This window comes from Flavobacterium sp., from assembly GCF_039916025.1.
Classification (GTDB): Bacteria; Bacteroidota; Bacteroidia; order Flavobacteriales; family Flavobacteriaceae; genus Flavobacterium.
Genome location: NZ_JBDSMB010000048.1, coordinates 1 through 19,074, shown reverse-complemented (window position 1 = coordinate 19,074; position 19,074 = coordinate 1). Strand labels below are relative to the sequence as shown.

Genomic DNA, 19,074 nt, shown 5'->3' with positions numbered 1-19,074 from the left:
ACTTCTTATCTCATTACTAGAAATTCCAAGCCAAAACACTACCTTTGCGTTTTGCCAAATTGCTATGCTAGATACTGAAAATACGATTGAAGTTCTTGGTGCCCGTGTGCACAATCTGAAGAATATAGACATCACGATTCCCAGAGAAAAACTGGTGGTTATTACCGGACTTTCGGGTTCGGGAAAATCGTCTTTAGCATTCGATACGATTTATGCCGAAGGTCAGCGTCGTTATATCGAAACATTCTCGGCTTATGCACGTCAATTCCTTGGCGGATTGGAACGTCCTGATGTTGATAAAATTGACGGGCTTTCACCAGTAATTGCCATCGAACAAAAAACTACAAGTAAAAGTCCGCGTTCAACCGTAGGAACGATTACCGAAATTTATGATTTCCTGCGTTTGCTTTATGCCCGTGCTGGTGAAGCTTACAGTTATGTCACTGGTGAAAAAATGGTTTCGTATTCAGATGACCAAATCAAGGAATTGATTATCAAAAATTTTACCGGGAAACGTATTAATATCCTGGCGCCAGTTATTCGCGCACGAAAAGGTCATTATGCCGAATTATTCCAGCAAATTACTAAACAGGGATTTGTAAAAGTCCGTGTCAATGGCGAAGTTCAGGATTTACTTCCGGGAATGAAACTCGACCGTTATAAAACCCATGATATCGAAATTGTCATCGACAGAATGGTAATTGAGAACAGCGAAGAGAATGAAAAACGCTTGACCGAAAGCATCAAAACCGCGATGTATCACGGCGAAAATGTATTGATGATTTTGGATCAGGATACTAATGAAGTTCGCTATTTCAGCCGGAATTTAATGTGCCCAACTTCGGGGATTTCTTATCAGAATCCGGAACCGAATTTATTTTCGTTCAATTCACCAAAAGGCGCCTGTGAAGTCTGTAAAGGATTAGGAACTGTACACGAAATCAATCTGAAAAAGATAATTCCAAACCCAAAATTGTCTATCAAAAATGGTGGTTTTGCTCCGCTTGGTGAATACAAAAATTCCTGGATGTTCAAGCAATTGGAAATCATTGGCGAAAAATTCGGATTCTCGTTAACTGATCCAATTGAGAAAATTTCGGACGAAGCAATGGAAGTTATTTTGCTTGGCGGAAAAGAAAAATTCTCTGTCGAATCAAAAACATTGGGCATTACCAAAGAATACAAAATAGAGTTTGAAGGAATATCGCATTTCATCAAAAACCAATTCGACGAAAGTCAGTCAACATCCATAAAACGTTGGGCAAAAGAATTCATGGACGAAGTAACTTGTCCCGAATGTCAAGGTTCGCGTTTGAAAAAAGAAGCGATGTATTTCCGAATTTACGAGAAAAATATTTTTGATTTGTCTACAATGGATATTTCTGAATTATCAGGCTGGTTTGATGATTTGGATAAACATCTGAATGAAAAACAAAAAATAATTGCAACGGAAATCGTCAAGGAAATCAAAGACCGTTTGCGCTTTTTGGTGAATGTTGGACTGAATTATTTATCGATAAACCGCAGTTCCAAATCACTTTCGGGTGGCGAAGCACAACGTATTCGCTTAGCAACTCAAATTGGTTCGCAATTGGTTGGCGTTTTATATATTTTGGATGAACCAAGTATTGGTTTGCACCAAAGAGACAACGAAAAACTGATTCATTCTTTGGAACAATTGCGCGACATTGGAAATTCTGTTTTGGTTGTCGAGCACGATAAAGACATGATTGAACGTGCTGATTATGTGATTGATATTGGACCAAAAGCAGGAAAATTTGGTGGCGAAATCATCAGCAAAGGAACTCCAAAAGAGTTGCTGAAAGAACACACGATGACGGCAATGTATCTGAATGGTGAAATGAAAATTGAGGTGCCAAAGAAACGACGCGAAGGCAATGGAAAATTCATGAAACTGACTGGCGCGAATGGAAATAATCTGAAAAATGTTTCCATTGAATTACCATTAGGAAAACTGATTTGCGTGACCGGAGTTTCGGGAAGCGGAAAATCGACTTTGATAAATGAAACGCTATATCCGATTCTGAACGCCTATTATTTTAATGGCGTCAAAAAGCCACAGCCGTATAAAAAAATTGAAGGCTTAGAACATATCGACAAAGTAATCGACATCGACCAAAGTCCGATTGGAAGAACGCCAAGAAGTAATCCAGCGACTTATACTGAAGTGTTTTCTGAAATTAGAAGTTTGTATACTATGACGCCCGAAGCGATGATTCGCGGTTATAAAGCAGGTCGTTTTAGCTTTAATGTTTCCGGTGGAAGATGTGAAACCTGTGAAGGTTCTGGAGTTAGAACAATCGAAATGAGTTTCCTTCCGGATGTGTATGTTGAATGCGAAACCTGTCAGGGCAAGCGTTTCAACAGAGAAACTTTGGAAATTCGTTACAAAGGAAAATCCATTTCGGATGTGTTGAATATGACGGTTGATGAAGCGGTGCCGTTTTTTGAAAACATTCCGAAAATATATCGCAAAGTCAAAACCATACAAGACGTTGGTTTGGGTTATATCACTTTGGGACAACAAAGCACCACGCTTTCGGGCGGTGAAGCGCAGCGTATCAAACTGGCGACTGAATTATCCAAAAAAGATACCGGGAATACATTCTATATCATGGATGAACCCACAACTGGTTTGCATTTTGAAGATATTCGTGTGCTGATGGATGTAATCAATAAACTGGTTGACAAAGGCAATTCTGTTTTAATTATTGAACACAATATGGACGTAATTAAATTAGCGGATTATATTATTGACATTGGTCCCGAAGGCGGAAAAGCGGGTGGCGAAATCGTTGCCAAAGGAACGCCGGAAGAAATTGCAAAAAACAAGAAAAGTTATACCGCGCCGTTTTTGAAAAAAGAATTACTTTAGCGCGTTTGCTTAAACATTAAAAATTACAATCAATATATAAAATGAAGAAAGAAGAATTTCTAAATGAAGATGATAGAATTCAGGAAAAATTAAAACAAAAAACCTGGAACGAAGTTAGAACCAACGACTCCTGGGCGATTTTTAAAATCATGTCCGAGTTTGTAAATGGTTACGAGAGCATGGCGCGAATTGGTCCTTGCGTTTCTATTTTTGGTTCAGCACGAACAAAACCTGATACGAAATATTACTTATTAGCCGAAAAGATTGCTTATAAAATCAGTAAAGCCGGTTATGGCGTTATCACTGGCGGTGGTCCCGGAATTATGGAAGCCGGAAATAAAGGTGCGCATAATGGCGAAGGAACGTCTGTTGGTTTAAACATCGAATTACCTTTTGAACAACATTACAATCCGTATATCGATAAAGATAAAAACCTAAACTTTGATTATTTCTTTGTGCGTAAAGTAATGTTTGTTAAGTATTCACAGGGATTCGTAGTTATGCCTGGCGGATTCGGAACTTTAGACGAATTGTTTGAAGCCGTAACACTTATCCAAACCAAGAAAATTGGAAAATTCCCAATCATACTTGTTGGTTCAGAATTCTGGGCAGGACTATTTGAATGGATAAAAACGGTAATGATTGCAAAAGAAGGCAACGCCAATGCCGACGATTTGAGCTTAATCAAAATCGTTGACACCGAAGACGAAGTAGTTGAAGCACTGGATAATTTCTATAAAAAGTACAATTTGAGTCCAAACTTCTAACGTATGTTTTCCTAAATCTTGTAATTAACCTTCATTGAAATCAATTTTTAAAATATTTTTTCTTGGTTTACTTTTATCATTTCCGATAAAATTATTGGCACAACATCATTCCAAAATGATTGTGGAAATTGACAATGAAAAAAAAGAATTGACCGTTAATGAGGAATTGACTTATTACAACCAAACGAATGACACGCTGACCAATATCGTTTTAAACGATTGGATGAATGGCTATACTTCAAAGAACACGCCTTTAGCCGCAAGGTTTTCCGATGAATTTGAAAGAAGTTTTCATTTGGCAAAAGAAAAAGAAAGAGGCAGAACGAGCAACATTAATATCATTGATGAAAGCAAAACTTTGATGACTTGGGAAAGAGATAAGAACTATCCCGATGTTATTCAAATTCGGCTTAAAGATAAGTTGCTGCCCAATCAAAAAGCAACATTTACACTGACTTATACCGTAAAAATTCCAAGTGATAAATTCACTAAATATGGTTATGCTGAAAATGGTAAAATGTATCTCAAAAACTGCTTTCTTATTCCGGCGCGATACGAAAACAGAGCCTTTGCCAAATATGACAATTTAAATTTAGACGATTGTGCCAACGCGCTTTCTGACTATGATATTGATGTCAGAATTCCACAAAATTTTGACTTGTTTTCTGATTTGAATGAAGCACAAAAAGAAACTGTAAACGGTTTTAACAATTATCATTTTACAGCAAAAAATCGCTTGGATTTCAATCTGTTTGTTGATAGTAAAAAAGATTTTGAAGTCTATAAAAACGGTGATGTTGAAATAGTTTCGAATTTAAAAGACACTCGGCTGAACGACATTCAAAGAGCGATTGTCATTGATAGGATTGTGAATTATGTTTCAGCAAATCTGGGGAAATTTCCACAATCAAAAGTAACGGTAGCCCAAGCCGATTATGATAAAAATCCATTCTATGGACTGAATCAATTACCATTTTTTATCAGTCCGTTTCCAGATGAATTTTTATATGAAATCAAGTTTTTAAAAACTTATACGAACAATTATCTGCACAGCACCTTACAGCTTGACCCACGAAAAGACAACTGGATTTATGATGGAATTCAGGTGTATATTATGATGAAATATATAGAAGAAAATCATCCTGACAGCAAGATGATGGGAAGTGTTGCCAAGCTGAAACTGCTAAAAGGCTATAACTTAGTTTCATTAGATTTTAATGGTCAATACAGTTATTTGTATATGCTAATGGCCAGAAAAAACTTAGACCAGCCATTGAGCAATCCAAAAAATACTTTAATCAAATTCAACGAAAAAATTGCTTCCAAATACAGAGCAGGATTGAGTTTGAGATATTTGGACAGTTATCTGGAAAATGATATTGTTCCAAATAGTATTCAGCAATTTCTTGTTTTGAATGAAAAGCAACAAACAAACCGAAAGGATTTTGACAGCATTTTAGCTGCCAATTCTCCTAAAAAAATCGATTGGTTTTTTGACAAAATCATCGATTCACGTGACATTATAGATTTTAAATTCGACAAAGTTACCCGAACCAAAGACAGCATTAGCTTTTCGTTAAAGAACAAAACCGAAACAAATGTCCCGATTTCAGTGTATGGAATAAAAGATAAAAATATAGTCTTTAAAAAATGGTTAGATAATGTTGCTTCCGATAGCATTTATACTATTCCGAGAAAAGATGCAGAGAAAATCGTTATCAATTACAAAAATGAAGTTCCCGAATATAATCTGAGAAACAACTGGCGTTCTTTACATGGATTCCATCTCAATAATCGCCCGATAAAATTCAATTTTATGAAGGATTTGGAAGATCCATATTACAACCAAATTTTATATGTTCCAACCTTAGAATACAATTTATATGATGGTTTACTGCCTGGTTTTCGTTTTCATAACAAAACCATTTTAGATAAATCATTCATTTTCGATCTTAATCCAACGATTTCAACCAAAACCAAGAGTTTTTCGGGAAAAGGGTTTGTGTATGTAAACCAATTCAATCGCGACAGTAATTTGAATCACATTAAGTATATGCTTAGCGGAAGTTATTTGCATTATGCACCTGACGCCTATTATAAGAAATTAGCACCGACCGTTTTTTTGAATTTCAGGCCCGATAATTTTAGGGATAACAGAAAGCAATTAATTATTATTAAAGAAATCATTGTAGACAAACAAAAATCCGCCTTTACAGTTACCGAAAACAGCGAAAATTATCAAATTTTTAACGCAAAATATATCAATACTAAAACCGAGGTAACCAATCATTTTTCGTTTTTAGGTGATTTCCAATATTCAAATGTTTTTGGAAAATTAGCTGCTGAAGTACAATACCGAAAATTGTTTGACAACAACCGTTCGCTCAATCTTCGACTGTTTGCCGGTACTTTTTTACACAATAAAACAACTTCTAACTATTTTGATTTTGGTCTGGACAGACCGTCAGATTATCTTTTTGAAAGCGAATATTTAGGCCGTTCAGAAACCACTGGATTATTTAGTCAGCAATCGATTGTTGCCGATGGTTTTTTTAAGTCAAAACTGGAAACCCGAACAGCAAATCGGTGGATGACAACAGTTAATGCAAGCTACACTATTTGGAGTTGGGTAGAAGGTTATAGTGATATTGGTTTCATCAAAAATAAAGATGTTAACCCAAAATTTGTAAATGATAGTGGAATTCGGTTGAACTTAGTTACCGATTATTTCGAGTTGTTTTTTCCTGTTTATTCTAATAATGGTTGGGAAATTGGAGACAAAAATTATGGTGAAAAGATTCGTTTTATTGTAACATTCCGACCTGAAACTCTTATCAATCTTTTTACCAGAAAATGGTTTTAAATTTTTATTGCTTTCCTGAAACAACTATACTTATAGTCCGTTGTATTATATACAACAATTCTACATCTTTACAACAATGGACATACGAGAAAAAATAGGGTTACGGCTAAAAGAACTTAGAAATAAAAGGGGCCTTAGTCAGGAAAAGTTTTCATTTGTTTGCGAACTTGACAGAACATATATTGCCAGTATTGAACAAGGAAAAAGGAATGTTTCTGTAGAAAATATTGAAAAAATAGCTAAAGCCTTTGATATGTCTGTTTGTGAATTCTTTAAATCAGATTTATTCAAATAATTATGGAAATTGAAAAATACGAGGCGCTTATTATATCTCAATTGGACCAACTCATTGAAAATATTATTAAAGAAAATCCAAACCTTAAAATTGCCGTAAAAAAAGGAGAACGTGTCGGAGATGGGATTAGCAAATTTCTTGAAAATAAATTTGTTGAGTCTACTCAAAATCACAAATATTTTCGTGAATCTATAGCTTCTCCTGAGGGAAAAACTAAAAACCCTTTTGACGTACAAACTGTTTTTGAATTGAATGGACACCGTGAGTTAATTTGGATAGATTTCAAAGCTCTTAATATTGACAATGAAGCCACAAATCCTGACAGTGGGACACCTGATAAAGTTATCACATTAATGCAAAGCGGATTTTTCTATTTAGCATATATCATAATATATTATAAAGGCGCAGAGAATGGACTTGAATTTGTTCAAAAAAATGATCTTTTTGTGAAATCATATCTTCTTAAAAATATAAGTTCAAGCATGAGAATAACTCCCGCAAATCAAATGCAAGTTGACGGATTTGCTGAAACTGAATATAGAACCAGAGAGGATTTTTTATCTTTTTTATTGCAAAAAAAAATTGAGTCTAATCAAAGAAAATTAAAAAAAGCTGCTCAAGAATTAGAAAATTTCAAGACTGGAATATTAAAAAAAGAAACGGCTAAACAAAAAGAAATTACAATAGAGCTATTAAAAAAACTAAACAAGATACAGGAAGATAAAATCAAAAAACTATAATACTTTCCTGAATGTTATCAATTTCAGCATTAGTCAAGTTGTAATAAGTATAAATTAAACTGTTTATTTTTGAACTAATCACTTCCTTTGAATCTAAATCATTGTAAATCTCTCTGCATAAAACAGAAATTTCATCTTGTAATTTAACATCATTCGGAATGTAAATTGTCCCTAAATCTCCAATTTTAATTTGTGGCTGCTTACCCTGTGAAAATCTTATTATATTCATTTGCTGAGCATAATAAGTGACAAAATCGCTATTTAAGAAGCCGCATAAAAAATACAAAAACTCTATAGATTTTTGTGAATTATCTCTTAATGAAAAAACATACAGACTATTATTTGCAGCGCTTTTACTTAAATCAATGGTTGTGATTATTTCTTTAGCTGATTGTCTAACGAATAGTTTTGGATTATCATAGATAATAGGTTCTCCTAATCCTAATCTTTTTTTATTCTTAATACCTTGTTTTATAAGTTCGATTTTCAGCTCATCATTAATTGAATCCTGTAATGGTTTATCATAAAAAAAGTATTTCTTATAATTCAGTTTGCAATATTTCTCAGAAAGTGCTTTTGAACCCTGATAGTAAGGATAAAGTAATTTCTCATCTCTACTTTCTTTTTCAACAAAAGTAAATTTGTCTTCCATATCAAGAAGCATTACACAAGTCCGCAAATTTTTATTGGGATATAGTTCAAGTATAGTTTTATCTTTTTTTGCTTCAACTTTATCTAATATTTGTTTAAAAACAAAACATCCATTGTATCTAAATTTATACTCATCCCTTTTATTATCCCAACTTGATTGATCAACCAAATAATTATGCTGCGTTTTATGGTCAATTATTTGTACTTTATTATTTGTTTTTTTAGATTTTGATAGTTTAATAATGACTTGGCCACTTGCAACCTCAAAATCTTTAATATTGACTTGTAGTTCATCAATAGTTGTATTGTCTAACAAATACTTTCTTGTAAATTCATATGCAGTTTCAAAAAAAGAAACATCAATAATGAAACTCAACTTTCCATCTACTTTTAAAAAATCAAGAGAATGCTCAATAAATAACATTACAAGATTTAGTTTCCCATTTTTTACAGAGCTTGGAAACTGTTGGTAGTTATTCAGATAATTAATCCTTTGCTGCTCATTTTCTTTCTTATCTCTACGTCCATATAAAGTAACATAAGGCGGATTACCAATCACATAATCAAATGAATTATACAAGTCGGAAAATGGAGTTGTTCTTATTTCATCAAACAAAGATATTCGAGTAGAAATTTTATCCGTAAAATCCCAAGTTATATCATTAAATGAGCCTTCAAAATCTTCATCAAACAAAAAAGTAAATAGATTTTTAATATTATTTTTAGTCTTTTCAATCATTTCTTCTTGAACATCAACAAAGTAAATATTATTTGAAATGAAACTTGAAATCAATAAACTATCTGGGTATTTTAAATAAACATCGGATAATAATTTCAAAATAAAAATTCCCTGACCACAGGATGGTTCAAGAATTCTTTTACTTAAAATTTCGGAATCAATAATTACCACATTTAATAAATCTTCAACTGTATGTAAAGAATTAGTTAAAAAAACCCCGTTCTTCTTTCTGTCAGTTGTATTTAAACTTTTTTCATATCCATTTTGCCCAAAAACAACCTTTTCAAGGAAAAACGAAATTTGTGAGATGTTTTTAGGTTGTTTAACTAACATTAGAAAGTTTTAATTATATTGACAAATATACAAAAATAAATGATACTTATAGTCAACATTTTTATTTGAATTATCTTTTAACAAAAAAATCAAAATAATATTTTAAATCGAAGTAAAAATATATTATTTCCTCTTTTTACTTTAAATTTGTTGCGTAAAGAAATAATTTTCCACTATGTCTGAAGCTACATCCAAAACCGAAATTACATTTGAAGATTTCAAGCAAGAAGTTTTAAATGATTACAAAATTGCCACAATAAGTAGAGAATGTAGTCTGTTGGGACGAAAGGAAGTACTAACCGGAAAAGCAAAATTCGGAATTTTTGGTGACGGAAAAGAAGTGCCACAATTAGCCATGGCTAAGGCATTTCAAAATGGTGATTTTCGTTCGGGTTATTATCGCGACCAGACATTCATGATGGCGATTGGCGAATTATCCATTCAGCAATTCTTTGCCGGTTTATATGGGCATTCTGACTTGGCACACGATCCAATGAGTGCTGGTAGACAAATGGGCGGACATTTTACAACGCATTCTATCGATGAAAATGGAAATTGGAAAAACCTGACACAACAAAAAAATTCAAGTGCTGATATTTCTCCAACTGCTGGGCAAATGCCGAGATTGTTAGGATTGGCACAAGCATCAAAAATATATAGAAACGTTCGCGGATTGGAAGATTTCACCAATTTCTCGAATCAAGGAAATGAAGTTGCCTGGGGAACAATTGGTAATGCTTCGACATCAGAAGGGTTATTTTTTGAAACTCTGAATGCTGCCGGAGTGCTGCAAGTTCCAATGGTAATAAGCGTTTGGGATGACGAATACGGAATCTCAGTTCACGCCAGACATCAGACAACAAAAGAAAGTATTTCTGAAATCATGAAAGGTTTTCAGCGTGATGAAAATGCAAATGGCTACGAAATCTTAACCGTTAAAGGCTGGGATTATCCTTCATTGGTTTCTACCTATGAAAAAGCTGCTGAAATTGCCCGTGAAGAGCATGTTCCGGTTCTAATTCACGTATATCAGTTAACACAACCACAAGGACATTCAACTTCGGGTTCACACGAGCGTTATAAAAATGCTGAACGATTGGCTTGGGAAACTGAGTTTGATTGCGTGGCTCAAATGAGAACGTGGTTACTTCAAAATGATTTGGCTACAGCTGAAGAATTAGAAGAGATTGAAACCTCTTCTAAAAAAGACGTTTTGGAAGGCAAAAAAGCGGCTTGGGCAGCGTTTGTTTCTCCGATGAAAGAAGAACAACAGGAATTAGTTTCTTTATTGAATTCAATAGCCGGCTCAAGCGCTAACAAAGTTTTTATCGAAAAAGAAGCTTCAGATTTAGCATCCATAAAAGAGCCGATCCGTAAAGAAATTTTAACGGTTGCCCGTAAAGTTTTACGATTGATTGTCAACGAAAATGGAAGACAAGAATTGGCAAACTGGATAACAAATTACATTAACCAAATTCAGCCAAAATTCAGTTCACATTTATTTTCGCAATCTGATAAAAATGTACTGAATGCTACTGAAGTACCGGCCAATTACGATGACACTGCCGAAGAAGTAGATGCACGTTTGGTCTTGCGTGACAACTTTGACGCAATATTCAATAAATATCCTGAAGCTTTGGTTTTTGGAGAAGATGCCGGAAACATTGGTGATGTGAACCAAGGTCTGGAAGGAATGCAGGAGAAATACGGAGAACTTCGTGTTGCTGATGTTGGAATTCGTGAAGCTACCATTCTCGGACAGGGAATCGGAATGGCAATGCGTGGTTTACGACCAATTGCCGAAATACAATATTTAGATTATTTGTTATATGCCATTCAAATCATGAGTGATGATTTGGCAACTTTACAATACAGGACACAAGGCAGACAAAAAGCGCCGTTGATTATCAGAACCCGTGGACACCGTTTGGAAGGAATCTGGCATTCGGGTTCACCAATGGGAATGATTATCAATGCAATTCGTGGAATCCATGTTTTGGTGCCGAGAAACATGACGAAAGCGGCAGGCTTTTACAATACTTTGTTAGAAACTGATGAACCGGCTTTAGTTATTGAGTGTCTGAATGGTTACCGTTTAAAAGAAAAAATGCCAACCAATTTGGGTGAATTCAAAACTCCGATTGGAGTTGTTGAAACCATCAAAACAGGAACCGATCTGACTATTGTTTCTTATGGTTCAACACTTAGAATTATCGAGCAGGCTGCTAAGGAATTATTGGAAGTTGGTATTGATGTAGAAATTATTGATGCGCAATCGTTGTTGCCATTTGACATCAATAAAGACTGTGTGAAATCGGTTATGAAAACAAATCGTTTGCTGGTAATTGACGAAGATGTTCCCGGTGGAGCGTCTGCCTATATTTTGCAACAAATCATCGACGAGCAAAATGCATATCAATATTTGGATAGCCAACCGCAAACCCTGACTTCTAAAGCGCATCGTCCGGCTTATGGAACTGATGGCGATTATTTCTCAAAACCATCTGCAGAAGATGTTTTCGAGAAAGTGTATGCGATTATGCACGAAGCAAAACCAAACCAATTCCCTAACTTATACTAAAAAAGTTATGAAAAGAATATTTTTACTTCTAATTTTGATAATAGCAGCCTTTTCTATAAACTCCTGTTCAAGTGATGGCGGTGGAAAATCGGATTATGATAAAGCAACAGGAACAATATCCTTTAAAGTAGATGGTTATCTGAAAACATTTAAATCAATTAATTTTCATGAAGAAACCTATTTGCAAGGCACGCCTGATGAATATATTGGTGTGGACATTTACGCCAATCTAGGTGCTTACAATGATGGTGTTAGCTTTTCTTTTATAAAAGGAGATATGGACCATATTTACAATTTCACTTATGTAAAAGAAGGCGATATTGGTTATCTTCCTACAGATGATTTTTTATATACTATTACTTCCAATGGAAATGATAATAAGCTAATTGGGGCTTTTTCGGGAGTAATGGGCGGATACCCAGATTTAGCCATTACCGAAGGAACATTTAACATTAAATATTAATGCAACCCAAAGAATTACTTGACTTAGCAGAACAATTCGGGAATCCGTTATATGTTTATGATGCTGATAAAATTGCCTTTCAGTACAACCGTTTGACCAATGCTTTCAAAGTTGAAAAGCTTCGTATTAATTATGCGATGAAAGCCTTGTCTAATATTTCTATCCTGAAGCTGCTGAAGAATTTGGGTTCGGGTTTAGATACTGTTTCTATTCAGGAAGTACAATTGGGTTTGCATGCTGGTTTTACTCCTGACAGGATTATTTTTACTCCAAACGGCGTTTCCTTTGAAGAGATTGAAGAAGTTGCCAAAATGGGTGTTCAAATCAACATTGACAACCTTTCTATTCTAGAGCATTTTGGTGCTAAGTATCCAAAAATTCCGGTTTGCATCCGTATCAATCCGCATGTTATGGCTGGTGGAAACGAGAACATTTCCGTAGGTCATATCGACAGCAAATTTGGGATTTCTATTTATCAAATTCCACATGTGTTGCGTATTGTTGAAAATACTAAAATGAATATCAACGGAATCCACATGCACACAGGTTCTGATATTTTGGATATTGAAGTGTTCCTGTATGCTTCTGAAATTCTATTCGATACCGCGAAGCAATTCAAAGATTTAGAATTCCTTGATTTTGGTTCCGGATTTAAAGTGCCTTATAAAAAAGACGATATCGAAACGAATGTTGAAGAATTGGGCAAAAAGTTGACCAAACGTTTTTTGGCTTTCGAGAAAGAATACGGCCGCGAATTGACATTGGCTTTTGAACCCGGAAAATTTCTTGTAAGCGAAGCTGGTTATTTTTTAGCAAAAGTGAATGTGGTCAAACAAACCACATCAACAGTTTTTGCCGGAATTGACAGTGGGTTTAATCATTTAATACGCCCAATGTTTTATGGTTCACAACATAGCATTGAAAACATTTCACATCCAAAAGGAAAAGAGCGTTTTTATACTGTTGTAGGTTACATCTGCGAAACGGATACGTTTGCCAATAACCGCCGAATTGCCGAAATTCACGAAGGTGATGTTCTTTGTTTTAAAAATGCAGGAGCCTATTGTTTCTCGATGGCATCTAATTATAATTCGCGCTTTAAACCAGCCGAAGTTTTATGGAAAAACGGCAAAGGTCATTTGATTAGAGAACGCGAAACGTTTGATGATTTATTGCAAAATCAGATTATGATTGAGGTATAAAAAAAAGACTGCTTTCGCAGTCTTTTTTGTTCAATTTATTTTCTAACGATTCTGTTTAAATAATGATTCCCTTCGGTGTCATATTGTAAAAAGTACGTACCTGCAGACAGATTTGAAATATCTACTCTGGAAGTTCCATTTTGAATATTCTGAACTATTTTACCGCTTATATCAACAATTCTCATGTTTGTTAAAACATCCGTAGTATTGATATTGATAAAATCAGCAGTTGGGTTTGGTGAAACTGTAATTCTGGATTGATTAAAACTGTTGATACCCAAAGTTCCGGTTATACTAAAATTGTCGACACCTGCACCCCAGCCCCAGTCATTATCATCTCCATAAGTAAATTTAACCTGAAAAGCAGGATTGGCATAAGCAGTAACATCTAATGTAAATACAGTGGGACTCGTATCGACTGAAACGTTTAAAATCTCAACCCATGCTGTGCCGTCCCAAACTTCTGCAGTGAAATAACCTGACCCAATATAATCCTGAATAGCGTATTCAAAACTTAAATTAAGATCAGTGTATGAAGTCAAATTTATTGCTGGTGACAAAAGTTCCACCGTGTTATCCAATGCTCCTTCACCTGCAGCGTCATCATCATAAATAGCTGCGTTTGAAGTAAAACTAGCTCCTGACGGCATCGTTCCGGAACCAAATGCCCAGTCGAAAGTACCCGAAACCATATTGGTAGTCCAGCCTAATGGCAAGGTGTCCGCTTCAAAATCTTCAGTTTGAATTTGAGCGAAAGTAAAGTTTGCGAAAAGCAAACCCATAAAAAAGTAGATTTTTTTCATATTAACGAGTTTTAAAGTTCAAAACTAATGTACCCATCTTTATTGGGCTAACCAAAACTCATCGTTAAAATTCAAAAATTATCGATTAGCGAAAGCTTTTTTAATCAATTATTGATTTAAGCTTTGCTTTTTTGCGGATAAGACAACATTTATTTATCCAAAATCTCTGTTAGCACATGACTTTCAGAGCCATTCGGAATAGTGATTTTCAGTTTTTGTGAAAGTGTTGGCGCAATTTCGGTAATTACTTTTTTATCATGAGATTCTCCATGTTTTATATTCCAGCCATAAAACAATAACGGAACATTGGTATCATAACTATAAGTTGTCCCATGCGAAGTTCCCGTTGGTCCGTATTCAATATAACCTGGCTTATCGAGAATAATCATATCCCCGTTTTGAGTTACGTCATAACCTTTTGCAATACAATCCAAATGATAATCGGCTCCCGAATTGGCTAAAATCTCTTCTTCAGTATAAACTCGCTTTACATAGTTTTGCGTCATTAAGAAGTCTTTAAAAGCCTGTTTTACCTTAACCAAATCCAAACCCCTGGTTTTGATAATTTCTTTATTGAAAAACAGATTAAAGCTATCATACTGCAAAACCAAATCTGCTCCAAAAGTATCAGTAGAGAATTTCCTCAAATTTTTGGTGCTTTCCTTATTGTCGATATTGGTTACATCGTATTTATTTGCTTTAAGGAATTGCGCATTCTCTGCACCGGCATGGTCAGCTGTCAGGAAAAGTAAATAATTTCCTTTTCCGACTGTTTTATCAAGATAGTTTAAGAAATCCGCAATTGTCAAATCCAAACGCAAATAGGTATCTTGTAGTTCCATTGAACGAGGTCCAAGAATGTGTCCGACATAATCCGTAGAAGAAAAACTAACAGCTAAAAAATCGGTAACATTGTCTTTTCCCAAAGATTCTTTCTCGATAGCTAATTTGGCAAAGTCAGCCACATAATCATTTCCAAAAGGTGTTGCTCTCAAAATACTTGGGTTATTTTTTTCAAGCATGGCTTTTAAATCATACGGAAAAATAGGCTTGTCGACTTTGTATAATTTGCCTTCATACGGATTATCATCTGGTAAACTTTCATCATAAGTCGCGACTGGCTTTAATAAATCCCAACCTTGATTTATATATTTCATATAGCCTTTTTGCGCATTGAATTCGGTTGCCCAATCCGGAAATTTTTCTCCATAAAAAGTACTCGAAATAAAGCTGCCTGTTTTGCTGTACCAAAATGCCCAATTGGCAAAATGCCCAGCAGGAAGAATTGCGCCTCTGTCTTTCATGCTGATGCCAATTACTTTTCCTTTAAAGTTGGTTGACAAACGAAGCTCATCTGTGATTGTTGTTGTCTGCAGATTTTTTGGCGACATTTCACCTTCTTCTTTGGTGCCATCACCAAGAGTTTGTACCGAAGCATCATCTGTGCAATATCTTTCTTTTCCCAAACTTCTGCTATACCATTCATTGCTCACGATTCCGTGCATTGCTGGTGTCGTTCCTGTATAAATTGACGCATGCCCAGGTGCGGTATAAGTTGGCATATAATTGTAATGCATATTATAAAACGTAAAACCATCATTCATCAATCGCTTAAAGCCATTCTCGGAAAAATCACTTTGAAAGCGATACAAATATTCCATTTTCATTTGGTCAACAACAATACCAACTACCAATTTTGGTCTTTGCTGCGCTGACAGATTTGAAATAACAAATAAGAAGAATACGAAAGGAAGAATTTTTTTCATAAGATGTAATTGTATCACAAAAATACAGATTAGGGATGAATAGTCGACAAAAAAATGCACACCGTTTAAAGTGTGCATTTTGCTAAAAAAAAATTCAAATATTTAACAACAACTAACTACTCTTATTTCAAAATCATAAACGTACATCTACGATTTGTGGCGTGCTCTGCTTCGGTACAATCATTACTAGGGCAAATAATCAATGGTTTGGTTTCGCCGTAACCTATTGAACGCAGCCTCTTTCTGTCAATTCCGTTTTGTACTAAGTATTCTAAGGCTGAAGCCGCACGTTTGTTTGACAGCCTCAGATTATAAACTGCTGAAGCCCGTGTATCTGTGTGGGAACCGACTTGGATTTCCATGTATGGATATTTTTTCAATAATCCGACTAAGACATCAAGCACTTGCGCAGCCTGTGGTTTGATATCCCATTTATCCAAATCAAAATAAATGTTTTCTAAATCGATAAGAACGGTTCCGTCATCTTTTTTGTTGATAATATCTTCTGCATCATAATAAGACTCGACTTTCATTTGCAAATCTATATACACTTTCCCTTTTTGGCTGGTGTCGAATTCGGCTTCGGCCGGAATATAAAAATCTTTGAAAGCCATGATTTTGTATTTCTTGTTTGGCTCGGTATTGAAAGTAAAAGTACCATCTTTGCCTACCAAAATTTCTTCCAGAAGATTGCCTTTGTCGTCGTATAATTTTACTGTCGCACCAGGCAAAAGTTCCGTTGATTTTATATCCCGAACTTCACCTTCAACCAAATATTGCAATTTATTATCTTCCTGAATGAAAGTGTATAAATTATCATCGCCTGTTCTGTTGGAAGCAAAATATCCTTTATCGGTTTTCTCATCCAAAATGAAATTGAAATCATCCATTTCGCTATTGATAGTCGACCCTAAATTAAGCGGTTTATCAAATTCGGTATCGCTAAGCTTTAAACTCATAAAAACATCCAAATTCCCATTGCCCTGATGTCCGTCAGAAGCAAAATATAGCGTTCCATCTTCAGTTAAAAAAGGAAACTGTTCTCTCTGAATCGTATTAATCGTTTCGCCTAAATTTCTTGGCTGGCTGTAAGTTCCGTCTTCATTTACATCAACAACGAAAATATCCATTGAACCTAAAGTTCCGGGCATATCGCTGGCAAAGTAAAGTTTCTTTCCGTCTTTAGTCAGGAATGGATGCTCCACAGAATACGTATCACTTGAAAAAGGCAGCATTTTGACATTGGTCCATTTTCCATCTGTAAATTCTGCTTTATAGATTTTAATCATTGCGACTTTTTCTTCGCCAATTTTAACCTGTTTCTCACCACTTCTGTTGAAATACATTGTTTTCCCATCGGCGCTGAATGTTGCAGAGCTTTCGTGTTTTTTTGTATTGATGATAGCCGGAAATGGTTCCACACTTACCAGTTGACCATTTTTGTCAACCGATGCAGAAAACAAATCCAGATAAGGTTTATCGTTCCAGCCATAAGCTTTCTCCTGGGCATTTCTTGTAGAAGCAAAAGTCACTTTGTCGCCATAGAACGAAATTCCGAAATCACCATTGGTTTTGTTTTTTGACATGATTTCCAACTTGAAACTATTTGGTGTGTTTCGGGTTATGTTCTTCATGAATTTAGGAGTATTTTGGTCAAACCCTAAATACTCCGACATCATTGCGTCGCCTTTATCGAAATCTTTTGTTCCTTTCAAGGCATTGGCATATCTGAAAAGCACGTCTTTTTTCACACTGTCTTTATAGGTGAAAAATAGTTGTCCGTAGGCACGAACCGCGTTTGTCATTTGGAAATTGTAATAATAACAATCTCCTAAATTTTGCAACACCTGTTTGGATTGTTTAGTCTTGATTACTTCTTCATAAGCTTCGGCAGCTTTGACATAAGACTTACTTGCAAACAGAGTGTTGGCCTGTTTAACACTGACTTTTTTTTGGGCAAAAAGAGTGGTGATACTGCAAAAAATAAAAAGTATGTAGTATAATTTTTTCATCATTTTCATTTTAAAAGAATCGTGGTGATTTATCGTATCCTTTACCTGAAAGTTTACCTAAATCTAAATCAAATAGTAAAAAAACTTCATGCGAACCAGAATTGAAATCTTTCAAATTAGAAAGCGTATAATCATAAGAATAACCTATTCTGAGTGTTGGCGTGATATAAAAACTGGCTAAACCGCTAACGGAATCTCCTATACGATAACCAACTCCGGCTTCAAATTTATTATTGATTAAAACATTGGTTGTTAAATCTAACGAAACTGGTGCGCCTTCAACACCTTTTGCCATAAACGCAGGTTTCAGTTTGAAGTTATCATTTCCGTTAAACGTGAATACATAACCACCGGTCATAAAAAAGTGAACCGACTCTACGCCACTTCCGGCATGCCCGTTAATAGTTTCCAGATGTCTCGATGTCATTAAGTTTGGCGCAGAAAAACCAAGATAATAATTGGACCCAAACAAATAAGTTCCAACTCCGATGTTAGGAAACGTTTGGCTGATATTATTTTGAAATGCAGGATCAATAGTTGGATCTGTTAATACAAATCCGTTAAAGTTAGTATCAAACAAAGTAACTCCAGCTTTTAATCCAAATGACAGCTTCGTTGTTTCGCCTAATGGTAAAACATACGCAAAGTCGGCAAAAATATTGTTCTCTTTTACTACATCTCCAATTTCATCATGAACAACTGAAATACCTACTTCTACTCTTTTGGATACTGGTTTGTGGGCAAAGAAGGTTTGTGTTGTTGGTGCGCCTTCAATTCCAACCCATTGTGTGCGATACAATCCACCAAAATTTATCACATCAGCATTATCTGTGGCGTAGGCAGGATTTATAACACTCATATTATACATATAGTGAGTAAACTGTGGATCTTGTTGCGCACTTAATTTTGATGTTAAAAAAACAACAAGTAGTACTAACAGATATTTAATAATTTTATGTTTCA

General features: G+C 35.1%; 13 protein-coding genes. 8 read left to right on the top strand and 5 right to left on the bottom strand.

Going from position 1 to position 19,074, the window contains the following annotated elements; all coding sequences use genetic code 11:
- Positions 1-64: 64 nt before the first annotated feature.
- The 5 genes from uvrA (at position 65) to ABIQ27_RS02740 (ending at position 7,561) form a co-directional block, all read left to right on the top strand.
- Positions 65-2,896 (top strand): excinuclease ABC subunit UvrA, encoded by a 2,832-nt coding sequence (uvrA, locus tag ABIQ27_RS02760; RefSeq protein ID WP_348031836.1) that lies wholly within the window; start codon positions 65-67, stop codon positions 2,894-2,896.
- A gap of 41 nt (positions 2,897-2,937) precedes the next feature.
- Positions 2,938-3,663 (top strand): TIGR00730 family Rossman fold protein, encoded by a 726-nt coding sequence (locus tag ABIQ27_RS02755; protein ID WP_348031835.1) that lies wholly within the window; start codon positions 2,938-2,940, stop codon positions 3,661-3,663.
- 34 nt (positions 3,664-3,697) lie between these two features.
- Positions 3,698-6,526: an aminopeptidase gene (locus ABIQ27_RS02750; RefSeq protein ID WP_348031834.1), complete on the top strand. Its 2,829-nt coding sequence runs from the start codon at positions 3,698-3,700 to the stop codon at positions 6,524-6,526.
- A 76-nt stretch (positions 6,527-6,602) separates the two neighbouring features.
- Complete coding sequence (locus ABIQ27_RS02745; RefSeq protein WP_348031832.1) at positions 6,603-6,821, top strand: helix-turn-helix transcriptional regulator; 219 nt, start codon at positions 6,603-6,605, stop codon at positions 6,819-6,821.
- Positions 6,822-6,823: 2 nt separating this feature from the next.
- Positions 6,824-7,561, top strand: coding sequence for a hypothetical protein (locus ABIQ27_RS02740; RefSeq protein WP_348031830.1), 738 nt, complete (start codon positions 6,824-6,826; stop codon positions 7,559-7,561).
- On the opposite strand, the gene ABIQ27_RS02735 is transcribed toward ABIQ27_RS02740, so the two are convergent.
- Positions 7,548-9,284, bottom strand: coding sequence for a TaqI-like C-terminal specificity domain-containing protein (locus ABIQ27_RS02735; RefSeq protein WP_348031829.1), 1,737 nt, complete (start codon positions 9,282-9,284; stop codon positions 7,548-7,550). The genes ABIQ27_RS02740 and ABIQ27_RS02735 overlap by 14 nt on opposite strands.
- 175 nt (positions 9,285-9,459) lie before the next feature.
- On the opposite strand from ABIQ27_RS02735, the gene ABIQ27_RS02730 reads away from it, so the two are divergent.
- The 3 genes from ABIQ27_RS02730 to lysA are packed head-to-tail and all read left to right on the top strand — an operon-like array spanning position 9,460 to position 13,530.
- Positions 9,460-11,865, top strand: a complete 2,406-nt coding sequence (locus tag ABIQ27_RS02730) for a thiamine pyrophosphate-dependent enzyme (RefSeq protein ID WP_348031827.1) — start codon at positions 9,460-9,462, stop codon at positions 11,863-11,865.
- Between the two features lie 7 nt (positions 11,866-11,872).
- Positions 11,873-12,328, top strand: coding sequence for a hypothetical protein (locus ABIQ27_RS02725; RefSeq protein WP_348031825.1), 456 nt, complete (start codon positions 11,873-11,875; stop codon positions 12,326-12,328).
- Positions 12,328-13,530, top strand: coding sequence for a diaminopimelate decarboxylase (lysA, locus tag ABIQ27_RS02720; protein ID WP_348031823.1), 1,203 nt, complete (start codon positions 12,328-12,330; stop codon positions 13,528-13,530). The genes ABIQ27_RS02725 and lysA overlap by 1 nt, the downstream gene beginning before the upstream one ends.
- A gap of 35 nt (positions 13,531-13,565) precedes the next feature.
- Here the strand turns inward: lysA and ABIQ27_RS02715 are convergent, their stop codons facing one another.
- The 4 genes from ABIQ27_RS02715 to ABIQ27_RS02700 form a co-directional block, all read right to left on the bottom strand.
- Positions 13,566-14,333 carry a T9SS type A sorting domain-containing protein gene (locus tag ABIQ27_RS02715; RefSeq protein ID WP_348031821.1) on the bottom strand — a complete coding sequence of 256 codons (768 nt, stop codon included), beginning with the start codon at positions 14,331-14,333 and terminating at the stop codon, positions 13,566-13,568.
- Positions 14,334-14,482: 149 nt separating this feature from the next.
- Positions 14,483-16,099, bottom strand: a complete 1,617-nt coding sequence (gene pafA, locus ABIQ27_RS02710) for an alkaline phosphatase PafA (RefSeq protein ID WP_348031819.1) — start codon at positions 16,097-16,099, stop codon at positions 14,483-14,485.
- A 122-nt stretch (positions 16,100-16,221) separates the two neighbouring features.
- Positions 16,222-18,111, bottom strand: a complete 1,890-nt coding sequence (locus tag ABIQ27_RS02705) for an OmpA family protein (RefSeq protein WP_348031818.1) — start codon at positions 18,109-18,111, stop codon at positions 16,222-16,224.
- Between the two features lie 10 nt (positions 18,112-18,121).
- Positions 18,122-19,074: type IX secretion system membrane protein PorP/SprF (locus ABIQ27_RS02700; protein ID WP_348031816.1), on the bottom strand; the 953-nt coding region annotated here is incomplete at its 5' end.